This window comes from Vibrio sp. ZF 223 (assembly GCF_003050585.1).
GTDB classification, from domain to species: domain Bacteria; phylum Pseudomonadota; class Gammaproteobacteria; order Enterobacterales; family Vibrionaceae; genus Vibrio; species Vibrio crassostreae.
On sequence record NZ_PIGB01000012.1, the window covers coordinates 17,349 to 36,902 of the forward strand.

General features: G+C 44.2%; 17 protein-coding genes and 1 pseudogene. 5 read left to right on the plus strand and 13 right to left on the minus strand.

Going from position 1 to position 19,554, the window contains the following annotated elements; all coding sequences use genetic code 11:
* Positions 1-12 precede the first annotated feature (12 nt).
* A complete protein-coding gene (locus tag CWO13_RS19475; protein ID WP_102478429.1) occupies positions 13-612 on the minus strand; it encodes a tRNA-uridine aminocarboxypropyltransferase in 600 nt (199 codons plus the stop codon).
* Positions 613-621: 9 nt separating this feature from the next.
* Here CWO13_RS19475 and rrtA point away from each other — a divergent pair, with 9 nt between their 5' ends.
* Positions 622-1,170 carry a rhombosortase gene (rrtA, locus tag CWO13_RS19480; RefSeq protein WP_102432831.1) on the plus strand — a complete coding sequence of 183 codons (549 nt, stop codon included), beginning with the start codon at positions 622-624 and terminating at the stop codon, positions 1,168-1,170.
* On the opposite strand, the gene CWO13_RS19485 is transcribed toward rrtA, so the two are convergent.
* From CWO13_RS19485 to CWO13_RS23780, 8 genes and pseudogenes are all read right to left on the minus strand, one after another.
* Entirely contained in the window at positions 1,161-1,460 is a 300-nt protein-coding gene (locus tag CWO13_RS19485) for a ComEA family DNA-binding protein (RefSeq protein ID WP_102432832.1), read from the minus strand. The two genes, rrtA and CWO13_RS19485, sit on opposite strands and share 10 nt — an antisense overlap.
* Before the next feature lie 246 nt (positions 1,461-1,706).
* Positions 1,707-3,572, minus strand: coding sequence for a peptidylprolyl isomerase (gene ppiD, locus CWO13_RS19490; protein WP_048661474.1), 1,866 nt, complete (start codon positions 3,570-3,572; stop codon positions 1,707-1,709).
* A 219-nt stretch (positions 3,573-3,791) separates the two neighbouring features.
* Positions 3,792-4,085, minus strand: a complete 294-nt coding sequence (locus tag CWO13_RS19495; protein WP_012604504.1) for an HU family DNA-binding protein — start codon at positions 4,083-4,085, stop codon at positions 3,792-3,794.
* A gap of 169 nt (positions 4,086-4,254) precedes the next feature.
* The gene (gene lon / locus CWO13_RS19500; protein WP_019824784.1) at positions 4,255-6,606 is read right to left on the minus strand and encodes an endopeptidase La; all 2,352 of its coding nucleotides are present in this window, start codon (positions 6,604-6,606) and stop codon (positions 4,255-4,257) included.
* A 132-nt stretch (positions 6,607-6,738) separates the two neighbouring features.
* Positions 6,739-8,019 (minus strand): ATP-dependent protease ATP-binding subunit ClpX, encoded by a 1,281-nt coding sequence (gene clpX, locus CWO13_RS19505; protein ID WP_009847283.1) that lies wholly within the window; start codon positions 8,017-8,019, stop codon positions 6,739-6,741.
* 81 nt (positions 8,020-8,100) lie between these two features.
* Complete coding sequence (gene clpP / locus CWO13_RS19510) at positions 8,101-8,727, minus strand: ATP-dependent Clp endopeptidase proteolytic subunit ClpP (RefSeq protein ID WP_004736080.1); 627 nt, start codon at positions 8,725-8,727, stop codon at positions 8,101-8,103.
* A gap of 105 nt (positions 8,728-8,832) precedes the next feature.
* Entirely contained in the window at positions 8,833-10,131 is a 1,299-nt protein-coding gene (gene tig / locus CWO13_RS19515; protein ID WP_017106221.1) for a trigger factor, read from the minus strand.
* A 294-nt stretch (positions 10,132-10,425) separates the two neighbouring features.
* Positions 10,426-10,608, minus strand: a pseudogene (locus CWO13_RS23780) (hypothetical protein); the annotation flags it as partial.
* Between the two features lie 163 nt (positions 10,609-10,771).
* Between CWO13_RS23780 and CWO13_RS19520 the strand changes: the two are divergent.
* From CWO13_RS19520 to CWO13_RS19530, 3 genes are all read left to right on the plus strand, one after another.
* Positions 10,772-12,592 carry a sensor histidine kinase gene (locus CWO13_RS19520; RefSeq protein ID WP_102478427.1) on the plus strand — a complete coding sequence of 607 codons (1,821 nt, stop codon included), beginning with the start codon at positions 10,772-10,774 and terminating at the stop codon, positions 12,590-12,592.
* 29 nt (positions 12,593-12,621) lie between these two features.
* Positions 12,622-13,968 carry a sigma-54-dependent transcriptional regulator gene (locus tag CWO13_RS19525; RefSeq protein WP_048664260.1) on the plus strand — a complete coding sequence of 449 codons (1,347 nt, stop codon included), beginning with the start codon at positions 12,622-12,624 and terminating at the stop codon, positions 13,966-13,968.
* A gap of 155 nt (positions 13,969-14,123) precedes the next feature.
* The gene (locus CWO13_RS19530) at positions 14,124-14,306 is read left to right on the plus strand and encodes a hypothetical protein (RefSeq protein WP_017106218.1); all 183 of its coding nucleotides are present in this window, start codon (positions 14,124-14,126) and stop codon (positions 14,304-14,306) included.
* A 74-nt stretch (positions 14,307-14,380) separates the two neighbouring features.
* Here CWO13_RS19530 and CWO13_RS19535 read toward each other — a convergent pair whose 3' ends face one another.
* From CWO13_RS19535 to CWO13_RS19545, 3 genes are all read right to left on the minus strand, one after another.
* On the minus strand, positions 14,381-15,742 hold the full coding sequence (locus CWO13_RS19535) for a TRAP transporter large permease (RefSeq protein WP_102432835.1): 1,362 nt from the start codon (positions 15,740-15,742) through the stop codon (positions 14,381-14,383).
* Positions 15,743-15,744: 2 nt separating this feature from the next.
* Positions 15,745-16,500 carry a TRAP transporter small permease gene (locus tag CWO13_RS19540; RefSeq protein ID WP_108083414.1) on the minus strand — a complete coding sequence of 252 codons (756 nt, stop codon included), beginning with the start codon at positions 16,498-16,500 and terminating at the stop codon, positions 15,745-15,747.
* A gap of 64 nt (positions 16,501-16,564) precedes the next feature.
* Positions 16,565-17,560 (minus strand): TRAP transporter substrate-binding protein, encoded by a 996-nt coding sequence (locus CWO13_RS19545; RefSeq protein WP_048661479.1) that lies wholly within the window; start codon positions 17,558-17,560, stop codon positions 16,565-16,567.
* Positions 17,561-17,916: 356 nt separating this feature from the next.
* Between CWO13_RS19545 and CWO13_RS19550 the strand changes: the two genes are divergently transcribed.
* Positions 17,917-18,324: a thioesterase family protein gene (locus CWO13_RS19550; protein WP_048661480.1), complete on the plus strand. Its 408-nt coding sequence runs from the start codon at positions 17,917-17,919 to the stop codon at positions 18,322-18,324.
* 20 nt (positions 18,325-18,344) lie between these two features.
* Here CWO13_RS19550 and CWO13_RS19555 read toward each other — a convergent pair whose 3' ends face one another.
* The gene (locus tag CWO13_RS19555; protein WP_107899292.1) at positions 18,345-19,172 is read right to left on the minus strand and encodes a 4'-phosphopantetheinyl transferase family protein; all 828 of its coding nucleotides are present in this window, start codon (positions 19,170-19,172) and stop codon (positions 18,345-18,347) included.
* Between the last annotated feature and the right edge of the window lie 382 nt (positions 19,173-19,554).

The following is a 19,554-nucleotide window of genomic DNA, read 5'->3' on the forward strand; positions in this document are numbered from 1 at the left end:
TACTGAAACGGCTTAATCTAAGTAGTTTTTCTCAAACACACCCGGCGGCATTTGATTGATTTGAAACTGAATCATTTGATCAAATGCCGTTAGCAAAGGGCTAAATTCGCCATCACTCTCTAACAAGCTAAGCAAATGATAGCCAGCTTCAACGGTTGAAAGGCTGTTTTCACTGGGTGCTTTGCGAATTCGGTAATTACCCTTGAGATCTTTGGGTAAGTGGACCGTGTTCAACGCATGCAAGTTATTCGACACTTGCCACACCTTGAATGCTTTCTTCCACGTCCCATCCAATAAAATCACACGTAGCTTCTTGCTTGGGTATGTTGCCGACTCAACAGGCACAGAATTTTCACTTGGGTATAAAATCACATGTTGGTACTGTTCATCGGCCAGCAATGCGTTCAGTTGTTCGTTGTCTGAAAAGTCTTCACCAACAAGCGTCACGCTGTTTTTTAGAGATAACGAGAGAATACGCGCGGTTCCCATCGGACGGTGCTCTTCTGATGGGTGCTGAAGAATGATAAGCTCAACATTCGATTCGAGTGGTGTAACCCACTGACAAATACAAGCTTTCAAAGCCTTGCTGCATTGGGGGCAATAACGAGACATGGATTTAATGTGTACCCTGTTTTAATTTTCACTTCACTTTTATGCGTCTTATTCCAATTTGAGCCAATACAAGCTTGGGTCGTATGGGATAGCAATGCGATTGCCGAGGGGCAATGGTGGCGGATCCTAACAGGAAACTTTTCACATACCAACTACTCGCACCTTCTGATGAATCTAGCAGGCTTATGGATCATCAGCTATCTGTTTCAACCGAGTAAAAAACAGCTTGTTCTTGCTCTGCTTGTGATTAGTCTAGTGACTGGGATCGCTCTGTTGTTTTCGAGTATTCAGATCTATGTTGGCCTATCTGGCACTTTGCATGGGTTGTTTGGCTTATTCGCGCTCAGAGAGGCTTTAAACGGCAGGAAATCTAGTTGGCTATTAGTGTTGGGGTTAGTAGCTAAAATCGCTTGGGAGCAGCTTGTTGGCCCCTCTAGCACGACTGGCGAACTGATTAACGCTCGTGTCGCAATTGAAGCCCACCTAGCAGGTGCTCTGGTCGGGGGCTTCATGGCTATCATTTCATTTCTAATCAACAAAAAAATGGATCAAAGCTGAATTCTTTCACGGTTCTTTTCAACCGTCGCTTCACCTATCCCTTTCACACTCGCCAAATCATCAGCAGTAGTAAATGCCCCGTTCTGCTCTCTGTAGTCGACAATCTCTTGGGCTTTTTTGTCACCAACACCAACCAGTAGTGCTGATAGCTCTTCTGCTGTCGCGGTATTGATGTTAACCGTAATCTCAATGCCATCGTAAAGCTCAGCTTTAGTTGGGCTGTCTGCAAACACTGCAGGGCTTAAGAGCATCAGAAATGAAAGAAGTAGTGTTGAATATATCGTGCGCATAAATCGTTCCTTTGTACAAAAAAGGTAACTTATGCATTTGCAGCACTAGATAACACAATCACCAGACAAAAATAAAGCGGGTCTCCTAAGTGACCCGCTTCGTTATACATCTTGTTTTCATCAGTTTGTTTGTTGGCTCACAAATCTGATTTATCGAATAAACCTAATTTGCAAAACAACAACCATCGCATGTTGACTCTCGGTAGTCAGTAACCAAATAGGCTTAACTACCGAGCTAATCGATGCTTACTGACCTTGGCCTACTACGTAGTATTCAACGTCTGCGTTTTTACGAAGTACGTTTAGTACGTTCGTCAGATCTTGTTGGTTACCAACTCGTTCCAACTGTGCACCAATTTGAGTGCTGTAAGCTGGGTTGATTTCAGCCGTTACTTTAGAAAGCTCAACAACAACGATGTTACCGTCTTGGTCTTTAGATTGACCGAACACAGCTTGGCCTGCTTCTGGTTTCGCTAGAGCGAATACAGATGCTGCTAACGGAGAGTTACGGTCAATCGTTTCAAGTTCAGTGAACTCAAGATTGTTGTCCGCTAGCACTGCTTCATTGCCTTGCTTTAGTTCGTTCACTAGAGAAACACCTAGTTCAACCGCTTGTTGCTCAGCTTGTACAGCAGACAATGCAGCGACAACTTGATCTTTCACTTCAGCTAGAGGAAGAACTGTCTCGTCGCGAGTCTCTTCTACACGAACAACGATCACGTGCTCAGGAGCCACTTCGATAACTTCAGAGTTTAGACCGTCTTCTTTCACTTCAGGGCTCAAGATAGCTTGCATAACTGCAGGCGTCATCAGAACTTCTGGAGCGTCAATTTGAGAGATGAAATCTGTTGTTGTGATCTTCGCATTGATAGCTTCTGCAGAATCATCAAGAGAATCTGGGAATTCAAACGCTACTTTTTCTAGCTCAGTTTGTTGCTCGTAGAACTGGTCTACAGCGTGCTGGTCTAGAAGCTCTTGCTTAATCTCTGCCGCTACTTCAGTGTAAGGCTGAGCTTGAGACGCTTTTAGTTCGTCGAGCTTGATGATGTGGTAGCCGAAATCAGATTTAACTAGACCAGTCGTGTCACCAATATTCTCAAGAGCGAAAGCCGCGTCTTCGAATGCTGGGTCCATCACATCACGTTCGATCCAACCTAGGTCACCGCCAACGTCAGCACTGCCAAAGTCGTCAGATTTCTCTTCCGCTAGCGTAGCAAAATCAGCGCCTGCATTTAGTTCGTCTAGGATAGACTGAGCTTTCGCTTCGTCATCGCCTTGAACTAAGATGTGGCTAACTTTACGTTGCTCTTCAGTTGAGTACTTGTCTAGGTGCTCTTGGTAGTACTTCTGCGCTTCTTCATCGCTTACTTCAAGCTGAGACTTAAGTGCTTCAGCAGAAAGCTCAATGTAAGATACCTTCGCTTGCTCTGGACGAGTGTAAGCTGCAGGGTTCTCTTGGTAGTACTGTTCGATCTGTTCGTCAGTTAGCTCGATGCCTTTCGCAAGGTCAGCAACAGACAGTGTCACTGTGCGAATGTCACGAGTTTGTGCGATAAGCTTGCTCTGAGTATCGATTTCACCTTGAAGAACGAATTCACTGCCTTGAAGTGCAGTCACAAGCTGGTTGCGCATTAGGTCACGACGCATGTATTCAGCGAAGCTCTCTGCGCTGAAACCTGCACGACGTAGTGCCGATTGGTAAACTTCTTGGTCGAATTGACCAGCTGTTTGGAACTGAGGCATTTCTAGAATCATGGTACGGATTTGAGAATCACTGATTCGTAGGCCTAAAGACTCAGCTTGCTGCTCAAGCAGTACATCGTTGATCATGCGATCAAGTACTGATTTACGGAAAGACTCTACGTATGCAGGGTCTGCAAGCATTTGAGCGAAGTAATCGCCAAGTTGAGACTGCATGCGATTACGTTCGTTTTGGTAAGCCTGTTCGAACTCACCACGAGCAATTTCTGTGTTGCCAACTTTAGCTGCTGCGTTGTTACCGCCACCGGTGATGTAGCTGCCTACACCTGCGAATACGAATGACAGGATAATCAACCCAAGGATAATTTTTACCGCGATGCTATTCACGCCTTCGCGTAATCGATCCATCATAATTTAAGTGCTCTCCGGATATGAAGCATTGGCTTCAAAATAAAAATCTATTCACGCGATATTATCAGAAAAAGAAATGCGCATCAGTAGGATGCGCATAATTTAAATAAGTTCAATGTGCTTTGTACACATACTGTTTAAAAATGAAACATCATTTTTCAAACAGTAAACGCATTTTACAGCCTTCCCCTCGCAAAACCGAGGTTTCAGCCGTAGAAATTAGTTACATGCGTCTTTAAGTGCTTTACCCGCTTTGAAGCCAGGTACTTTAGCTTCTGCGATTTGGATCTCTTCACCAGTTTTTGGGTTACGACCTGTACGAGCAGCACGAGTACGAACACTGAAAGTACCAAAGCCAACAAGTGCAACTTGGTCGCCTGATTGTAGCGTTGTGCCAACTGCTTCGATGAATGCGTCTAGAGCGCGGCCAGCTGAAGCTTTAGAGATGTCTGCGTTTTCTGCGATTGATTCTACTAGTTGTGTTTTATTCACTGTTTTTCCCCTATGTGTCATCTGTGACTACTTCTTGATGACTGTACGTTCCATTTTGGTTTTAATTTAGCCGCAAGCCTTATTGCAAAAGGGCTGCCGCTTTGATCAATAACTTAGCGTCCAAAAAAAACGCTGACAAGCCTTTTCGGGCCTATCAGCGTAATTCTTTACTTATTTTTGCTATGCATCACTATTTTTTCACGTCAAACTCGACCCCAGACGGATCTCGTTCTAGCGCTACTTTGAGTACTTCATCAATCCACTGAACCGGGATCACCTTCAAGTCAGCGATTACGTTGTCTGGAATCTCTTCCAAATCACGCTCGTTGTCTTTAGGAATCAGTACAGTTTTGATGCCACCACGGTGTGCTGCAAGCAGTTTTTCTTTCAAGCCACCGATAGGTAAAACTTCACCACGAAGGGTAATTTCACCTGTCATACCGACCTCAGCTTTAACAGGGTTACCCGTCAAGCTAGATACTAATGCAGTACACATTGCGATACCCGCACTCGGGCCATCTTTCGGTGTAGCACCTTCTGGTACGTGAACGTGAATATCGCGTTTCTCATAGAAATCTGAGTTAATACCCAGTTTTTCTGCACGAGAACGAACCACGGTCATTGCCGCTTGAATCGATTCTTTCATCACATCACCAAGTGAACCGGTTTGCGTTAGCTTACCTTTACCCGGCATTGCTTCAGTTTCGATAGTCAGTAGATCACCACCAACTTGAGTCCAAGCTAAACCAGTCACTTGACCAATACGGTTACTTTCATCCGCTTTACCGAAGTCATGACGTTGAACGCCTAAGTACTCTTTCAGGTTATCAATATTAACCGTTACAGACTTAAGGTCGCTGTCTAGCAAGATGTTCTTCACTGCTTTACGACAGATCTTAGAGATTTCACGCTCTAGGCTACGTACACCCGCTTCACGCGTGTAGTAACGGATAATGCCGATGATTGCAGAGTCTTCAATCTCAATTTCATGAGGCTTAAGACCGTTGCGTTGAACTTGCTTGTCCAATAGGTGGCTCTTAGCGATGTTCAGCTTTTCATCTTCTGTGTAACCAGACAGGCGAATCACTTCCATACGGTCCAATAGTGGGCCAGGGATGTCCATCGAGTTAGACGTTGCAACAAACATCACATCAGATAGATCGTAATCGACTTCTAGGTAGTGATCGTTAAATGCGTTGTTTTGTTCTGGATCTAGTACTTCTAGAAGCGCTGAAGATGGGTCGCCACGCATATCAGAAGACATCTTATCGATTTCATCTAATAGGAACAGTGGGTTCTTAACGCCAACTTTAGACATCTTCTGGATTAATTTACCCGGAAGTGAACCGATGTACGTACGACGGTGACCACGAATCTCAGCTTCATCACGAACGCCACCTAGTGCCATACGTGTGTACTTACGACCCGTTGCCGCAGCAATCGAACGACCTAGCGAGGTTTTACCTACACCAGGAGGACCTACAAGACAAAGGATTGGACCTTTTAGCTTGTTGATACGGTTTTGTACTGCCAAGTACTCAAGAATACGTTCTTTAACACGCTCTAAGCCGTAGTGATCTTCGTTTAAGATCTCTTCCGCTTTAGCTAAATTCTTTTTAACTTTTGAACGCTTAGCCCAAGGAACACCAACCATCCAATCAATGTAGCTACGTACTACTGTTGCTTCAGCAGACATTGGCGACATCATTTTCAGTTTTTGAAGTTCTTGCTCAGTTTTCTCACGAGCTTCTTGAGGCATCTTAGAATCTTCGATCTTCTTCTTCAGAGTCTCGAATTCATCAGGTGCGTCGTCCATCTCGCCAAGTTCTTTCTGAATCGCTTTCATTTGCTCATTCAGGTAGTACTCACGCTGAGATTTTTCCATCTGCTTCTTAACGCGGCCACGGATACGTTTTTCAACTTGCAGGATGTCAATTTCTGACTCCATTTGGCCCATCAAGAATTCCAGACGTTCTGTCACATCTAAGATTTCTAGAACGTGCTGTTTATCTACCAACTTAAGTGGCATGTGCGCAGCAATCGTATCAGCAAGGCGAGCTGCCTCATCAATACCGTTCAGAGATGTTAGAACCTCTGGTGGAATCTTTTTGTTTAGCTTAATAAAGCCTTCGAATTGATTGATCGCACTACGAACAACCACTTCTTGTTCTTTTTCGTCAAGTTCTGAGGTAACAACGTATTCGGCGTCCGCTAAGAAGAATTCACTTTCTTTGAATTGGTGAATCTTTGCACGCTGCTGACCTTCAACAAGTACTTTAACCGTACCATCAGGGAGCTTGAGTAACTGAAGAATGGTAGCGACTGTACCTACGTTAAATAGGTCGTCGATTGAAGGCTCATCAGTGTCCGCTTCTTTCTGCGCTACAAGTAGTACTTGTTTGTTAGCTTCCATTGCCGATTCAAGGCATGTAATCGATTTTTCACGACCAACAAACAATGGAATAACCATGTGTGGGTAAACCACTACATCACGTAGAGGTAGCACGGGGATTTCGATACGCTCGGAACGTTCCAAGTTCATATATTTCTCTCTTCCGCTTTAACTTATAAAGCAGTATATGGGGCTTAAACGACTGGATTCAATGGAAGAATAAAAAAAAGGAGGTAATTGCTTACCTCCTTTTTCAATTTGAGTGACTTGTCTAAAAAAGACCTACTCTGCAACAGCTGCTTGGTTATCTGAGTTGCTGTAAATCAATAGTGGTTCTGACTCACCATTAATTACCGACTCATCAATCACAACCTTGCTTACATCAGTTGAAGATGGCAGTTCGTACATAGTTTCTAGTAGAACACCCTCCAAGATAGAACGTAGACCACGAGCGCCTGTTTTACGGTTCATTGCTTTCTTAGCAATTGCACGTAGGGCGTCTTCACGGAATTCTAATTCTGTATCCTCAAGCTCAAATAATGCTGCGTACTGTTTTGTCAGTGCATTCTTTGGCTCACATAGGATTTGGATTAGCGCTTCTTCATCAAGCTCTGTCAGTGTTGTTGTCACCGGTAGACGACCAATGAATTCTGGAATCAGACCATACTTCACTAGATCTTCAGGTTCTACTTGAGTAAACAATTCACCGATAGTTTTGGTTTCGTCTTTTGAACGCACTTCTGCGCCAAAGCCGATACCTGAACCTGTTTCTACACGTTGTTCAATCACTTTATCTAGGCCTGCAAACGCACCACCACAGATAAATAGGATCTTAGACGTGTCCACTTGCAAGAACTCTTGCTGTGGATGCTTACGACCACCTTGAGGTGGAACTGAAGCAACTGTACCTTCAACAAGTTTTAGTAGAGCTTGCTGTACACCTTCACCAGACACGTCACGCGTGATTGATGGGTTTTCAGCTTTACGAGAAATCTTGTCGATTTCATCGATGTAAACAATGCCGCGTTCCGCTTTCGCTACGTCGTAATCACATTTCTGAAGCAACTTCTGGATGATGTTTTCAACATCTTCGCCCACGTAACCCGCTTCGGTTAGTGTTGTTGCATCAGCCATAGTGAAAGGAACGTCTAGGAAACGAGCCAATGTTTCAGCAAGTAGTGTTTTACCACTACCAGTAGGACCGATAAGAAGAATGTTACTCTTACCTAGCTCTACGCCTTCAGCTGTCGTGTCACCATTACGTAAACGCTTGTAGTGGTTATAAACTGCAACTGCTAGCACTTTCTTCGCGTATTCTTGACCGATTACATAGTCGTCAAGATGCTCACGAATCTCACGCGGCGTTGGCAGCGATTCCGATTCTTTCTTAGGAAGAACATCTTTAATTTCTTCACGAATAATGTCGTTACAAAGATCGACACATTCATCACAAATGTAAACAGAAGGACCTGCGATTAACTTGCGAACTTCGTGTTGGCTTTTGCCACAGAAAGAGCAGTAAAGCAGTTTACCGCTACCACCCTCTTTGCTTTTATCTGTCATTCGCTAACCTCTTAGCCTTAACTCTCTATGCTTGAGTGTATATCAATTTGAATCACTTTGCGTTAAACAATTGCCCTGCAATTATTGACCGCGATGATTAAGAACTGAATCCACTAAGCCGTATTCTACTGCTTGATCAGCAGACATGAAGTTATCACGATCTGTATCGCGCTCAACAACTTCTAGAGGCTGACCCGTGTGCTCTGCCAATAGTTTGTTTAGCTTTTGTTTGATCGTTAGGATCTCTTGCGCGTGAATTTGAATATCAGACGCTTGGCCTTGGAAGCCGCCAAGTGGCTGGTGAATCATTACACGTGAGTTTGGAAGCACGTGACGCTTACCAGGAGTACCACCCGCTAGTAAGAATGCACCCATAGAGCAAGCTTGACCCATACATACTGTGCTCACGTTTGGCTTGATGAACTGCATTGTGTCGTAGATAGACATGCCTGCTGTTACGCTACCGCCAGGTGAGTTGATGTAAAGATAGATATCTTTGTCTGGGTTTTCTGATTCCAAGAAAAGCAGTTGAGCCACGACAAGATTTGCCATGTGGTCTTCCACTTGACCTGTTAAGAAAATGATACGTTCTTTTAATAGACGAGAATAAATATCGTAAGAACGTTCACCACGGGAAGTCTGTTCAACCACCATAGGAACTAGTGCGTCCATAATCGATGGCATTGTATTTTTTTCTTGGTAGCTCATATTCTTATGTCCCTAAAATAAATGGCCCGAATGATTAAATCATACGGACCATTGTTAGCAGAATTGTTGACCGTACGTCAACCTTCTACGTCAGATATTACTATATTAAGCAGGTTGCTGATTCATTAGCTCGTTGAAGCTAACTTCTTTATCAGAAACTTGAGCTTTAGCGATGATTGCATCAATAGCTTGCTCTTCTAGAGCAACATTGCGCATGTTGTTCATCATTTGCTCGTTTTGCTCGTAGTAAGCAATAACTTCTGTTGGATCTTCGTATGCTGTAGCCATCTCTTCGATGATAGCTTTAACTTTCTCGTCGTCAGCTTTTAGCTCTTCAGTCTTGATTACTTCACCAAGAAGAAGACCTACAACTACGCGACGTTTAGCTTGCTCTTCGAACAGCTCACGTGGAAGTTGGTCAGCAGCTTCAGTGTTGCCACCGAAACGTTGAGCAGCTTGTTGACGTAGAACACCGATTTCTTGATCGATAAGAGCAGAAGGTACGTCGATGTTGTTTTCGTTAACTAGACCGTCGATAGCTTGCTCTTTGATGCGGTTCTTAACAGCTTGCTTAAGCTCACGCTCCATGTTCTTACGAACTTCAGCTTTAAGACCTTCAACGCCGTCAGCAGCGCCGAACTTAGAAACGAATTCTTCGTTTAGTTCTGGAAGTTCACGAGCTTCAACTTTGTTCAGCTTGATAGAGAACTTAGCTGCTTTACCTTTTAGGTTTTCAGCGTGGTAATCTTCTGGGAAGTTTACGTCGATTTCGAATTCCATACCTGCTGTTTTACCAACGATACCGTCTTCGAAGCCAGGGATCATGCGACCAGCGCCCATCTCTAGTGGGAAGTTCTCAGCTTTGCCGCCTTCAAACTCTTCACCGTCGATAGAACCAACGAAGTCGATAGTTGCACGAGAACCAGCGTCAGCAGCAGCTTCAACTTCAGTCCAAGTCGCTTGTTGCTTACGTAGAGTTTCGATCATCTCTTCAACGTCAGCTTCTTTAACTTCTACTGCTGGTTTCTCAACAGTGATGTTTTCTAGACCTTTCAGCTCAACTTCTGGGTAAACTTCAAAAGTTGCGTTGAATACTAGGTCAGCGCCTTCGTTGTTTTCAACTGGTGCGAAAGTTGGAGCGCCAGCTGGGTTGATTTTCTCTTTAACGATCGCTTCGATGAAGTGACGTTGCATTACTTCGCCCATCACGTCTTGACGTACTGCTTTGCCGTACATTTTAGCAACCATCTTCATTGGCACTTTGCCTTTACGGAAACCATCGAAACGACGGTTTTTCGCGATGTTGCGTAGTTCAGCTGTAACTGCATCTTCGATGTTAGCAGCAGGAACAGTAATATTAAGACGGCGCTCTAGGCCTTCTAGCGTTTCAACAGTAACTTGCATTATATAAACCTCAAAACTGGCTCAGTAATCTGAGCATATGAGCCGTAACTTAGCTTTAATTCAAAAGCCGACGTTGTTGGCTGCATCCTTGTGTAGTGCTCTATCCGAACACCTAATTTAAAATCGAGCATTGATGTCTGAATTGATTATTCAACCAAACACCAGACTAATCAGCGATATCTTCGTTCTTCACACGTCGATTAAAACGCAATAAAGCTTGTTTTCAGAAACAAGAAAGGTATCTCCGATTAGCCTCAGGACAGAAATTTTAGACGCGACATTCTAGCGATCTGTTTAATCTCTGTCGAGCCGTTCACCTCTGCATGATGATGAATGCTCTAAATTCGTCCAACTAAGTGATACAAAAACGATCAAATCATCACTTAGCACAACAGAAATGGGGACAATAGCGACTTTTTCAAGGGAATCGAGGGCTTTTTTTGCTAAAAACCTTAAAAAGAGATCTTGCTCTTGTTTTACCCCTCAGAGTCGATAACTTTTTCAACAATCCCCGTTACAAACCCTTAACCTACACCCATCTGTTCACTCTCTGCTTTCAGCAAAAACGACCGCTATTTGCTACCATAAACGAGAGAAGACAGGCTTGATTGTTTACCAAAGACATTAGCGGAGAGCCTTCATGTTTCAAGCTTTTAGAATCCCAATACTCTTAATGGTCGCATACAGTTTACTGATGGTGTTTGGCGGTCATTGGGTGTGGAGCACAAGCCATGAAAGTTTGTTAAATGATCATCAATCTAAGCTAGACCGTTTTTCAGTTCATATTTCAAGTCAATTGGACAAGTTCGCGCACATTCCAGAACTGCTTTCAAAAGACAAAGAGCTGGTCGATGCCCTGCACTCTCCAAGTAACTCTGCGCAAATCGAACTCACTAATCGTTATCTAGAGCACGTAAACTCGGTGATTCAAGCATCCGACACCTACCTACTAGACAGTATCGGTACCACCATCGCAGCCAGTAATTGGAATCAACCGCGTTCTTTTATTCGTCGTAATTTTGCTTTCCGCCCTTACTTTCAAGAAGCGATTCTTGGCAATGAAAATCAATATTTTGCGCTAGGATCAACTTCTGGGAAGCGAGGCTATTATTATTCTTACCCCGTCTCCTATGCCGCCGAGATTATTGGCGTCATTGTTGTAAAGATGGATTTATCGCTGATTGAAGCAAGTTGGAAAGGCAAACAGAGTTTTTTTGTTGCTGACGATAAAGACCAAATCGTATTTATGTCGAGTAACCCTGAATGGCTGTTCAAAAGCCTTCAACCACTAAGCGAAGAACAGCACTCTCAAATTCAAGAAAGCAGACAGTATCTCGATACAAAAATAGAAAGCCTACACTTCTCCGGTGATTTCGAGAGCGCTACTAGCAATATTGAGTCTCAGCACAAGCTCGTCCAAGAACAGTTCTTTAGCTCCTCTCGCTTCTTAGCCGAGCCAAAACTCACCATACGGGTATTTTCTCCGACCCACTTAGTTTGGTGGGACTTGGTTGCTTACCTTGTGGTTCTCAGCCTTATCTTTGCGATTATTTATCTCACAATGCAACTCAACCACCATCGACAACAAAGACGCGCTCAGATAGATAGGCTGCAATCCGAAGCCAAGCAAAAGCTCGAATTTCAAGTGCTCGAACGCACATCAGAGCTGCATGTCGAAATTAAACATCGTATCGAAACCGAACATGTATTGAGGCAAACCCAAGACGAACTCATCCAAGCAGCCAAACTGGCGGTGCTAGGGCAGATGTCAGCGAGCATCAGCCACGAGCTAAATAACCCGCTCGCTGCGATTCGCAGTTATGCCGACAATGGCCGACTGTTTCTTGCCAAAGAAAAAACCGATCGTGTCGATGACAATCTATCGCGAATCTCGGCACTCACTGATCGCATGGCGAAAATCAGCCACCAGCTTCGCTCCTTTGCAAAGAAATCCACCGCGGAAGAACTGCACACCTTGCAAATACTCCCTATCTTACATTCATCGAAAGAGCTGATGAAGCCACAGCTCAAGAGTGAACGAGTTAAGGTCAACGAACTCCCTGAAATCTTTGATGCTTGCGTGCTCGCCAACGCTATTCAACTGGAACAGGTGATCATTAACCTGCTGACTAATGCGATTCAGGCGATGGAACAACAAGATGATAAACAATTAGCTATTCTGTTAGAGATTTGGGAGTCCGACCATCAACAAGCCCAGACCTTGCTGATTCATGTCGATGATAATGGTCCCGGCTTCACCTCCCCTTCGAACGGACACTTTTTTGAACCCTTCCATACCACCAAGAAAAACGGACTTGGACTTGGGCTATCGATTTCTCAACAAATAATCAGCGGAATAAATGGCAAGCTCGTTACAGGAAGCAGCCCCCAAGGTGGTGCTCGATTTAGTATAGAGTTACCCCTTGTTGAACAAGAACAGCAAGCAAAAACGCAGCAATAACCAGAATACAAAGAAGTAAAGGAATCACTATGTGTCACGTCTATTTCATTGATGATGAATCCGATCTAAGAATGGCGATTGAACAGAGCTTCGAGCTCGCCGACATTGATGCCGAATTCTTTCCCGATGCGGAGTCAGCTCTGCTCGCGATTCAAGAAAACGGCTTACCTCACGTGATCATCACTGATATCTGTTTACCGGGTCTGTCTGGGCATGATCTGCTCAACACCGTGATGCACAAAGACAAAGAGATCCCCGTAATTATGATTACTGGTCACGGCGATATTTCGATGGCCGTTCAAGCAATCCAATACGGCGCCTATGACTTCATCGAAAAGCCGTTCGCCAATGAGCGCCTAATCGAAACCACCAAGCGAGCGATAGAAAAACGTCAACTAACCCTCGAGAACCTTGAGTTAAAACGTTCACTCAAGGCCAGCCAAGCGCTTGGCCCAAGGATCATTGGTGACACACAATCAATGACAGAACTGCGGTCTATCATCACTCACGTTGCCGACACCAACGCCGATATTTTGTTATTTGGCGAAACTGGCACAGGCAAAGAATTAGTTGCACGTTCTCTACATGAACAAAGCAGCAGACGAGAACAAAACTTCGTCGCGGTCAACTGCGGCGCTGTCCCTGAAAACCTGATTGAGAGTGAACTGTACGGCCATGAAAAAGGCGCATTCACTGGCGCAGAAAGCAAGCGAGTGGGTAAATTTGAATTTGCTCAAGGCGGAACTCTATTCTTAGATGAAATTGAGTCCATGCCGATGCAAGCACAAATTCGCCTGTTGCGCGTCTTGCAAGAGCGAGTCATCGAAAGGGTTGGATCTAATGGTTTAGTCCCTCTGGACATTCGAGTGATTGCGGCCACTAAAGTCGACTTAAAGAAAGCCGCTGAAGAAGGCACTTTCCGCCAAGATCTCTATTATCGACTTAACGTTGTGACCTTAGACTTGCCGCCGTTAAGAAGCAGACAAGAAGACATCCCAGCCCTGTTCCATCACTTCTTACTGGTTGCTGCGGCGCGTTATGGCAAGACAGCCCCAGCCCTTCCACAAAAGGAACTGCACGCACTTTTGGCTCATGATTGGCCAGGGAATGTACGTGAGCTACGTAACAGCGCTGAACGCTTCATCTTACTCGGAAAACTAGCTCAATTGGGGGATGGTGCGAACTCAGAGATCCATTCAGACGCCAGTATTAGCCTATCGGACCAAGTGTCAGAGTTCGAAAAAGCAGTGATCGAGCGCGCGTTGATTGAGAATGAAGGGAGTATAAAATTAACCATGTCTCAATTAAATGTCCCAAGAAAAACGCTTTACGACAAAATGCAACGCTATCAAATCGACAAAGATAATTTTAAGTAAACAATAGATTTTGAAGTGAAAATTAAGCTACGAAATAAAAGAATCAACAACGAAACAAAACGCAAAGCGCAACTTGATCTGAATGTCTATCGAAACTGGCAGAGATAAGATTCATCTTCCATAATTCATATGTCGACTTTAAGGATAAGTTGCATATGAACGAAAAAACGACCATTCCTGTCATTGTAGATACAGTGCTTATTGATGACCATTATGAAGTAGAAAGAAGATCTGGGCGCGATCGAAGAAAGAAAAAACTGCGCTGGAAAGGCTATGACAGACGCATAAGCGGTACTTTACGGCGCGGGAAAAAGAAAGCGATAGATGAAAAAGTATAACTCTTCATCTATCGCTGTTATTTACATTGAGAATGAAACCGTTCGTTAGACTAGCCGTGTATCTAAACCGCCAACTACTTGGTAATGATCTCCGGCCCCATCAAGGTGGTTGGTAACCATGTTGACACCCAAGGCACGTAAGTGACGATAATCAAGAACAAGAACATTACGCCTACCCAAGGCAGTGCGGCTTTTACCACGTTCATCATCGACATCTTCGCGACACCTGCGGTCACAAACAAATTGAGCCCGACAGGCGGCGTTATCATCCCTATCTCCATGTTCACCACCATCATGATACCTAAGTGAATTGGGTCGATACCGAGTGCAATGGCAATTGGGAATACCAACGGCGCTACGATGATCAGCAAACCTGATGGCTCCATGAACTGCCCACCAATCAAGAGTAGAACATTCACCACAATCAAGAAGGTGATCGGTCCTAAGCCAGCAGAAAGCATAGACTCAGTGATCATTTGAGGAATACGCTCTTCTGTTAGAACATGCTTAAGAATCAATGCGTTGGCAATGATAAACAGCAGCATGATAGTCAGCTTACCCGCATCATAGAGCGTGTCTTTGGTGTCTCTGTGACAAAAGGTTTGGAACACTTTCACCAGCGCAGGCTTGGTATTACTCTTGTCAGCGAAAGGTCCCATATCTTTATAGATAAAGTTGGCTATAAAGAAGGCATAAACCGCTGCAACAGCCGCCGCTTCTGTTGGTGTAAAGATTCCGCCGTAGATACCACCCAGAATGATGACAATCAGTAGCAAGCCCCAACTCGCATCTTTCGCTGCTGCGAACATCTCGCCCCAACCCACAAACGGCTGTGCCGGAATCTTCTTAATACGTGCCGCAATGTAGATAGCTATCATCAACATCACGCCCGCCAACAGGCCAGGAATCACACCGCCTAGGAACATACGACCTACCGATACATCGGTCGCTGCAGCATAAACCACCATCACGATTGACGGTGGAATCAAAATACCCAAGGTACCTGCGTTACAGATAACCCCTGCAGCGAATTCTTTTGTGTAGCCGTTTTTGATCATACCTGCGATAACAATACTACCGATCGCCACTACCGTTGCAGGAGATGAACCAGAAAGGGCTGCGAACATCATACATGCCACAACCGATGCCATAGCCAAACCGCCGCGGAACCAACCCACCATCGCGATAGCAAAACGAATAATCCGCTTCGCCACACCACCCGTAGACATGAAGCTAGAGGCCAAGATAAAGAAAGGAATCGCTAAGAGTGTGTAGTGGCCTGCAAATGCATTAAACAGCGTTTGTGCGACTGAAGCTAATGACGCATCTGAATGCATCAATAAGAATATTACGCTCGATAAACCGAGGGAAATTGCAATTGGTACACCGACCAACATGAAAGCAATTACCATTAAAAATAGAAATAACATTGCCATGATTAGTCTTCCTTACCGTTAGATTTTGTACCCGACTCGTTCGCTTTGTTCTGCTTAGTCGAATCCAATACTGCTGTCGCGTCTTCATCAGAACCCGCTAACACATCAGCTTTCAAGGCATCCAGCTCTTCTTCGGCTTCGTGTCCTGCAATCATACGGTCAAGCTTGCCTGTTACGACTTGGTAAGCAACTTGAGCAAAACGGAACGTCAACATTGCCATACCAATCGGCAACGCCATATAAGGAATAAAACGTGGCAGTTTCTCGTATCGCTCTCCTTCATTCAGCCAGTCAGCAAGAAACTGAAGCATCTCTGGCATTGGAATATCGTCGGTCTCGTACCATGCGCGATCGGTCGCGAATGGGTACCAATAATTCCAAGAGCCGATAAGAAGTAAGGTTGAAAATGCTAGGCAGCTTGTCACGGCGATTAGCGCGTACACTTTGCGTAGCTTTTCTGGGGCAAGGTTGATGATCACATCAACACCAATGTGGAAATGTTTTTTAACACCATAAGATGCGCCGACCAACACCATCCAAGCAAACATGAACACCGTCAATTCCAGTGCCCACAAGATATTGCCATTGAATGCGTATCGAAATACCACATTGGCAAAAGTAAGTAGCGTCATTGCGCCAAGGAAAAATGCGATTAATGACTCTTCAATCACATCCGTAACTCTTCCGACTTTGGAAAAAAGAGAGGTTTCCAGTGCTGATTCGCTAGAATTTGGTTGTTCCATTTGAGGCTTTTCCATAATTGACTCCGCTTATAATTGTTTTAATAAGGAGTGACGAATACTCGCCACTCCCTTAGCGGTATTATTGGTTTGAAGCTAACGCTGCATCGATAAGATCTGAACCGATGTCTTTTTCAAACTTCTTCCATACAGGTTGAAGCGCAACTACCCATGCTTCACGCTGTTCAGGCGTAAGTGTACGAACCTCACCACCAGCTTCGATGATGTTGTTTTTGTTCGCTAGGTTAACTTTTGAAGATTCTGCGTTACGCGTCTCAGACACTTCCTGAACGATAGTACCAAGCTGTGTGCGTACATCTTCAGGTAGGTCTTTCCAGAAGTCGTTTGACGTTACCACTAGGTAATCCAAGATACCGTGATTGGTTTCAGTCACGCCGTCTTGTACTTCAAAGAACTTCTTACCGTAGATGTTTGACCATGTGTTCTCTTGGCCATCGATAACCTTGGTTTGCAGGCCACCGTACACTTCTTTGAAAGACATCTTCTGTGGGTTAGCGCCTAGTTGTTCAAACTGAGCTACCAATACGTCTGATGCTTGAACACGGAATTTCAAACCTTTTGCATCTTCAGGGCTGATAAGAGGTTTGTTCGCCGACATTTGTTTCATGCCGTTGTGCCAGAATGCTAAGCCTTGAAGACCACGACGCTTCATCGCATTCTTCAGTTTTTCACCAGATTCTGAGTTTTGGAAACGGTCGACGGCTTCTACGTCTTCAAATAGGAAAGGAAGGTCAAAAATGCGGTATTTCTTAGTGAATTTCTCAAATTTAGACAGCGAAGGTGCCGCCATTTGAACATCACCATTTAACAGGGCTTCCAGTACCTTATTATCATCGTAAAGTGTCGAGTTAGGGAAAACTTGCATACAAGCTTTACCATTCATTTCAGTGTTTACTCGCTCTTCTAGTAGAGAAGCGGCAATGCCTTTCGGGTGCTTATCGGTATTGGTTACGTGACTGAATTTAATCACGATTTCACCAGGGTCACAGTTTGCAGCAGCATTAAAACTTGTGAGCGCCAGAGCAGATACAGACAGCAGGGTAAGAGGCTTAAACATTATTATTCTCCTTAGTAAACAAAGCAGCCCTTCAATGGGAACTGCGTGCTTTCACTAAGGCAATTAGCGCGCCACATTAACACAAACCATTAACAAGCCTTTAACCATAAGGCTTCATCAGTTCTATCTGCAGTAGTCGCGAACTCGCGGTAAGAGTTAATGGGTGGAAAATGACACATAGAATATTTGTAAATGGGTGGAAGCTGACCAATGTATTAGTAATGAATAAGGCCGAATGAGGTCTGACCAAAAGCCACATTACCGATGATGCCTTGAAGTAATTTCGACCTATCCTGTAAAGTGCTGCACAACTTAGTCAGATTTACTGATCCACTACTTACCAAGAGTTGCTACCAATGAGTCAGGTCTACCATCACCCAGTACAAATTTACTATGAAGATACCGATCACTCAGGTGTGGTTTATCACCCTAACTTTCTTAAATACTTCGAGCGTGCGCGCGAACATGTCTTGGGCAGCGATAAACTGGCGACCTTGTGGAATGAGCACGGATTAGGTTTTGCGGTGTATAAAGCCAACATGACTTTCCAAGATGGGGTTGAGTTCGCTGAGATTTGCGATATCAGAACCTCTTTTGAACTCGATGGAAAATACAAAACGCTATGGCGACAAGAAGTGTGGCGCAAAGATGCCACTAAGCCTGCTGTGATTGGTGATATTGAAATGGTCTGCCTTGATAAAGACAAGCAACTTCAGCCTGTACCCGCTGAAGTATTAAAAGCGATGCTTGGCGAAACGAGCTAACTTCACCTCACCAAGCTAGCTTAAAAGAGATGAGATGATGGAAAGGTTCTCATCTCTATCTGCATCGGTAGCAAATTTCCGCCGAGCGTAACCGCAAAGCGATACTGCTCATCCAACCGCCCTAAGCAACATTGCCAATCTGTAGAAATATCGGTTTGCTCAGTAACATCCAACCCAACTCCACTGTATATGCTGATTTCACCATGAAATCTAATTTCATCCTGCAACTTTGGTTGAAAATTCGAAGGGTGAATTGGCAATGTTTGCTCCGTCAGATTGGAGAAATCAAACGAAAAGCTTCGCAACGATGTGGCTAGCCCCCTGCCCGTCGCTTTGATATACGACTCCTTCAGCGCCCATAGATCGAAAAAGCGCTCTCTCTGCAGCTCTTTACTAAGTTTAAGTAAATCCGCCAATTCCTTATCTGAAAAATAGTGCTTCATGATCGAATCGATATTGGTCGAGCTTCTTGCATGTTCGATATCGACACCCAGTTGAACTCGCTTCCCTTCTCTCTGGCAAACCGCGACTAACAAATGTTCTTTGCTATGACTGATATTGAAATTCAGGCCGGTTTCTATTTGTTGTTTCTCAATTAATCTTGGCTTCCCTTTCTCACCATATTCAAAGCACCACGCTTCAGGCATCAAATCAGAATAGCTAGACAGCACCTTTCTTAGGTAGTTGCGAACATACAGGGCCTGAATTTGAGATGAAGGCATTCGATAGCGCTCAACTTTGGCTATCTCGTCGGCCGTCAGTCTCTTTTTGAGCTGAGATACAATATCTGGCTGGTCATTCAAGTTACCCAGAGAACATAGCCACAAATCAACAACGGGAGTTTTCATTTAACTCGAACTCACTTCTATAAATCACTCTTCAAAACACGATTGGAACAACCCAATCGAACAAATTTAACTCACCTATGAATTAAGTGGAACCTAGAGAATACGGGAGGGAAACCCCCTTCATATGAGGACTTAAAACTAATTTTTCAAATAATAACAAATTAAAACACAGATCACACTTAGCCTTGCACAAGAGGCATCCATTAAATGTTACTTACAAAAATATGACATAGATCTCACCAACTCAAAATATAGAGCAAAAACACTAAAAAACAACTCATACCCATTAATTATCAATAAGTTAATTAAATTAAAAATACAAAAATCAAAACCATGCCAAATTCATCTGGTCTGAACAGATCATAGTGGCCTCTGGGAGCAT